Origin of the sequence: Nocardia carnea, assembly GCF_029868325.1 — a bacterium.
Lineage (GTDB): Bacteria > Actinomycetota > Actinomycetes > Mycobacteriales > Mycobacteriaceae > Nocardia > Nocardia carnea_C.
The window spans coordinates 1-4,622 of record NZ_JARWNW010000037.1; the positions used below are offsets into that span (position 1 = coordinate 1).

General features: G+C 67.9%; 6 protein-coding genes. All 6 read left to right on the forward strand.

Annotated features, from left to right (window positions below; genetic code table 11):
* Positions 1-41 precede the first annotated feature (41 nt).
* The 6 genes from QH196_RS32445 (at position 42) to metK (ending at position 4,590) form a co-directional block, all read left to right on the forward strand.
* The gene (locus QH196_RS32445; protein WP_432279410.1) at positions 42-455 is read left to right on the forward strand and encodes a sigma factor-like helix-turn-helix DNA-binding protein; all 414 of its coding nucleotides are present in this window, start codon (positions 42-44) and stop codon (positions 453-455) included.
* 40 nt (positions 456-495) lie between these two features.
* Entirely contained in the window at positions 496-816 is a 321-nt protein-coding gene (mihF, locus tag QH196_RS01435; protein WP_033241619.1) for an integration host factor, actinobacterial type, read from the forward strand.
* Positions 817-836: 20 nt separating this feature from the next.
* Entirely contained in the window at positions 837-1,409 is a 573-nt protein-coding gene (gene gmk / locus QH196_RS01440; RefSeq protein ID WP_280413921.1) for a guanylate kinase, read from the forward strand.
* A gap of 62 nt (positions 1,410-1,471) precedes the next feature.
* A complete protein-coding gene (rpoZ, locus tag QH196_RS01445; RefSeq protein ID WP_033241620.1) occupies positions 1,472-1,750 on the forward strand; it encodes a DNA-directed RNA polymerase subunit omega in 279 nt (92 codons plus the stop codon).
* Positions 1,751-1,795: 45 nt separating this feature from the next.
* A complete protein-coding gene (coaBC, locus tag QH196_RS01450) occupies positions 1,796-3,043 on the forward strand; it encodes a bifunctional phosphopantothenoylcysteine decarboxylase/phosphopantothenate--cysteine ligase CoaBC (RefSeq protein WP_280413922.1) in 1,248 nt (415 codons plus the stop codon).
* 335 nt (positions 3,044-3,378) lie between these two features.
* Positions 3,379-4,590 carry a methionine adenosyltransferase gene (gene metK / locus QH196_RS01455; protein ID WP_280413923.1) on the forward strand — a complete coding sequence of 404 codons (1,212 nt, stop codon included), beginning with the start codon at positions 3,379-3,381 and terminating at the stop codon, positions 4,588-4,590.
* Positions 4,591-4,622 lie beyond the last annotated feature (32 nt).

Consider the following 4,622-nt stretch of genomic DNA (forward strand, 5'->3'; position numbering starts at 1 on the left):
CGTCGGCCGGGAGCGGGCAGGGTCTACGCTGAGCAACCGTCATCACCCGCCTCTCCCGCCTCTTCCTTCGTACGTTGCGCGACGACCCCGCCGACGCCGAGGTGCCCAGCCACAAGCTGCTGGTGCGCGCCGGCTATGTGCGCCGGGTCGCGCTCACCTTGCGGACGCTGGCCGGCGTGAGCACCCCCGAGATAGCCCGCGCTTTCCTGACCACCGAGTCCACGATGGCGCAGCGCCTGGTGCGGGCCAAGCGCGCCGAACCCCGGCGCGCGGGCCCAAAATGCCCTGCTGAAAAGGTATTTCGTGGTAGGCGCGCGGATCGCACGGGTGTGGGCAAGCAGGGATGCGGGGCAGGCGGCAAGGGGGCGTTACGGGGTCCGATTCATGCCCTGACCTGGGGGGTGGGTTCGCAATCCGGGGGCGTCGTGGGTACGGTCGCTGAGACTGCCGGGTAGTTCGGCAGGTTTTGATGCAGAACGATGAGACGGAGGAACCGTGGCCCTTCCCCAGCTGACTGATGAGCAGCGCGCCGCTGCTCTGGAGAAGGCGGCTGCCGCTCGCCGTGCTCGGGCGGAGCTCAAGGATCGCCTGAAGCGCGGCGGCACCGACTTGAAAGAGGTCCTCGGCCAGGCCGAGACCGATGAGATCATCGGTAAGATGAAGGTGCGCGCACTGCTGGAAGCCCTGCCGAAGGTGGGCAAGGTCAAGGCAGAGGAGATCATGAACGAGCTCGAGATCGCTCCGACCCGACGGTTGCGTGGTCTCGGCGATCGGCAGCGTAAAGCGCTGCTCGCCAAATTCGACCTCGGCGCCTGACAGCCTCGGTGATCGAGAACATGACGAAGGGTCGGCTGGTTGTACTGGTCGGCCCCTCGGCCGTGGGCAAGTCCACCGTGGTGCGCTGTGTCCGCGAACGGCTGCCGGAACTGGTTTTCAGCGTGTCGGCGACGACCCGGGACCCGCGTCCCGGCGAGGTCGACGGCCGCGATTACCGGTTCGTCAGCCGGGCCGAGTTCGATGCGATGATCGCCGCCGGCGATCTGCTCGAATGGGCGGATATCCACGGCGGGCTGCAGCGGTCGGGCACTCCGGCCGCGCCGGTGCGGGCCGCTCTCTCGGAGGGGCTGCCGGTACTGATCGAAGTCGACCTCGAAGGTGCGCGTTCGATCCGCCGCGTGATGCCCGAGGCCGTGCTGGTGTTCCTCGCGCCGCCCAGCTGGACCGAGCTGGAGGACCGGCTGCGCGGTCGCGGCACCGAATCCCCTGAGGTCATCGAACGCCGGCTGGTGACCGCGCGGGTGGAACTGGCCGCACGTGACGAGTTCGACACCGTGATCGTGAACGACACCGTGACCAGCGCCTGTGCGCAGTTGGTATCGTTGTTCGTCAGCACGAATTCCAATTCGTAGCCGGATACGCCCGGCCCAGCCGCCGCGTACCCGTGCCCCCCGACCCCGCAGGAGCTTCCTCAGTGAGCAGTACGGATATCGCCGCGCCCGCCTACGACACTCCGGTCGGCCTCACCAACCCGCCGATCGACGAACTGCTGGACCGCACCTCGTCCAAGTACGCGCTGGTGATCTACGCCGCCAAACGTGCCCGCCAGATCAACGACTACTACAACCAGCTCGGCGACGGCATCCTCGAATACGTCGGCCCGCTGGTCGAGCCGCTGCCGCAGGAGAAGCCGCTGTCGGTGGCGATGCGGGAGATCCACAGCGATCTGCTCGAGCACACCGAAGGCGAATGACCCGGTAGTTCCCGGGCGAACGGCCGATAGGGCAGGAGGCGCGCGATGGCGCGGGTAGTTGTCGGGGTGGGCGGCGGTATCGCCGCGTACAAGGCGTGCGCACTGATACGGCGGTTCACCGAAACCGGCCACAGCGTGCGGGTGATCCCCACCGAGGCGGCATTGCAGTTCGTCGGCAAGGCGACCTTCGAGGCGCTGTCCGGCCATCCGGTGCACACCGGGGTGTTCGCCGATGTGCCCGAGGTCCCGCATGTGCGGCTGGGGCAGGAGGCCGAACTGGTGGTCATCGCCCCCGCCACCGCCGATCTGATGGCGCGCGCCGCGCAGGGCCGTGCCGACGATCTGCTGACCGCGACCCTGCTCACCGCTCGATGTCCGGTGCTGTTCGCGCCCGCCATGCATACCGAGATGTGGGAGCATGCGGCAACCGTGGCGAATGTGGCCGCGTTGCGCGCGCACGGTGCGACGGTGATGGAACCCGCGTCGGGCCGGCTCACCGGTACCGATACCGGTCCGGGTCGCCTACCGGAACCCGAGGAGATCTTCGGGCTGGCGTCGCTGCTGCTGGAACGCGCCGACGCGGTACCGCGGGATCTGGCCGGTAAGCGGGTCGTGATCACCGCGGGTGGTACCCGCGAACCGCTGGACCCGGTCCGTTTCCTGGGTAACCGCAGTTCCGGTAAGCAGGGCTATGCGCTGGCCCGGGTGGCCGCCCAGCGAGGCGCGCAGGTGACGCTGATCGCCGGGAACACCATCGAGATGGCGCCGCCCGCGGCCGTGGAACTGGTGCACATCACGACCGCCGATCAGCTCAAGACCGCCGTCGACAAGCACGCGGTGGGTGCGGATGCGGTGATCATGGCCGCGGCCGTTGCCGATTTCCGGCCCACTTCCGTGGCCGGCGCCAAGATCAAAAAGGGTAAGGACGAACCCGACAGCATCGCGCTGTCGCGGACCGAGGATATTCTCGCGGGCCTGGTGCAGGCGCGGCGCGAGGGTCAGCTACCCGGCACCGCCATCGTCGGATTCGCTGCCGAAACCGGCGACGAGGACGGCGATGTGATCACCTATGCCCGCGCCAAGCTTGCCCGGAAGGGCTGTGACCTGCTGGTCGTCAACGCCGTGGGTGACGGTAAGGCATTCGAGGTGGATACCAACGACGGCTGGCTGCTCGGCGCCGACGGCAGCGAACAGGCCCTCGATCACGGTTCCAAGGCGCTGCTGGCCAGCCGCGTCCTCGATGCTCTGGGCCCGCTGCTGCGCGAACAGGCCGGGTCCGGCAGCGGCGCGTAACCACGTGACATCCCCGTGCCGGCGCGGGCACCCGGATAAACGTCGCGCACACCGCCGGCCTCGATCGGGCGCGGGCGGGAGGTTCGGCTCGTCGCGATCCGAAGTCTTGCCGCGCGCGCCGGCGACCTGTACTGGTTGTCCGGGCCGATCCGGCGGGTGTCCGCCGTGACTGTTCCGGCGGACGGGGTCCCGGACCGGAAACCCGTCCGGTGTGGTGTCCGGAACCACAAACCCGCCGCGCGTTCTAATAGTCTGGTAGTCCAGGGTCACGACCGCCAGCCGTGCGCTACGGTCCATATCCGGGACACGAGTAACCGTTGAGGAAGAGGGAAACTGTGCGCACGTCCGGTAGCCGGCTATTCACCAGTGAGTCCGTGACCGAGGGTCACCCGGACAAGATCTGTGATGCCATCAGCGATTCCATCCTCGACTCCATGCTCGCCCAGGATCCGACCAGCCGGGTCGCCGTGGAAACCCTCGTGACCACCGGTCAGGTGCATGTCGCGGGCGAGGTCACCACGGAGGCGTACGCGGACATCCCGCATATCGTCCGGGAGAAGATCCTGGAGATCGGATACGACTCCTCGGCAAAGGGTTTCGACGGCAACTCCTGCGGTGTCAACGTTGCGATCGGTGCCCAATCGCCCGATATCGCCCAGGGGGTCGACACCTCGCACGAGGCGCGGGTGGGCGGTTCCGGTGACGAGATCGAACAGCAGGGCGCCGGTGATCAGGGCCTGATGTTCGGTTACGCCAACACCGACACCCCCGAGCTGATGCCGCTACCGATCGCCCTGGCGCACCGGCTGTCCCGCAAACTCACCGAGGTCCGCAAGACCGGTGTGCTGCCGTATCTGCGGCCCGACGGCAAAACCCAGGTCACCATCGAATACGAGGGCGATCGCGCGGTCCGGCTGGATACCGTGGTCGTCTCCACCCAGCATGCCGCCGATATCGACCTGGACAACCTGCTGGCGCCCGATATCCGCGAGAAGGTCGTCGAGGCGGTGCTGGCCGATATCGCCATCCCCGATCTGGACACCTCCGATATCCGGCTGCTGGTGAACCCGACCGGTAAGTTCGTCCTCGGCGGCCCGATGGGCGATGCGGGTCTCACCGGCCGCAAGATCATCGTCGACACCTACGGCGGTATGGCCCGCCACGGTGGTGGCGCGTTCTCCGGTAAGGATCCCTCCAAGGTCGACCGTTCGGCCGCCTACGCCATGCGCTGGGTCGCCAAGAACGTGGTTGCCGCGGGCCTGGCGGAGAAGGTAGAGGTCCAGGTGGCGTACGCGATCGGGAAGGCGGCACCCGTCGGCCTGTTCGTGGAGACCTTCGGCACCGAAAAGACCGATCCCGCCCAGATCTCGGCCGCCATCACCGAGGTGTTCGATCTGCGTCCCGGCGCCATCATCCGTGATCTGGATCTGCTGCGCCCGATCTACGCGCCGACCGCGGCCTACGGGCATTTCGGCCGCACCGATATCGACCTGCCCTGGGAGCGTACGGATCGCGCGGAGAAACTGCGCGCCGCCGCCGGGCTGTAGGCCCACGTTCCGCGTGCCGCAACCTGCCGCCG

Bases quoted from the DNA above. Each gene is read 5' to 3' on its own strand.
- gmk (WP_280413921.1), top strand. From the start codon at position 837: ATGACGAAGGGTCGGCTGGTTGTACTGGTCGGCCCCTCGGCCGTGGGC.
- coaBC (WP_280413922.1), top strand. From the start codon at position 1,796: ATGGCGCGGGTAGTTGTCGGGGTGGGCGGCGGTATCGCCGCGTACAAG.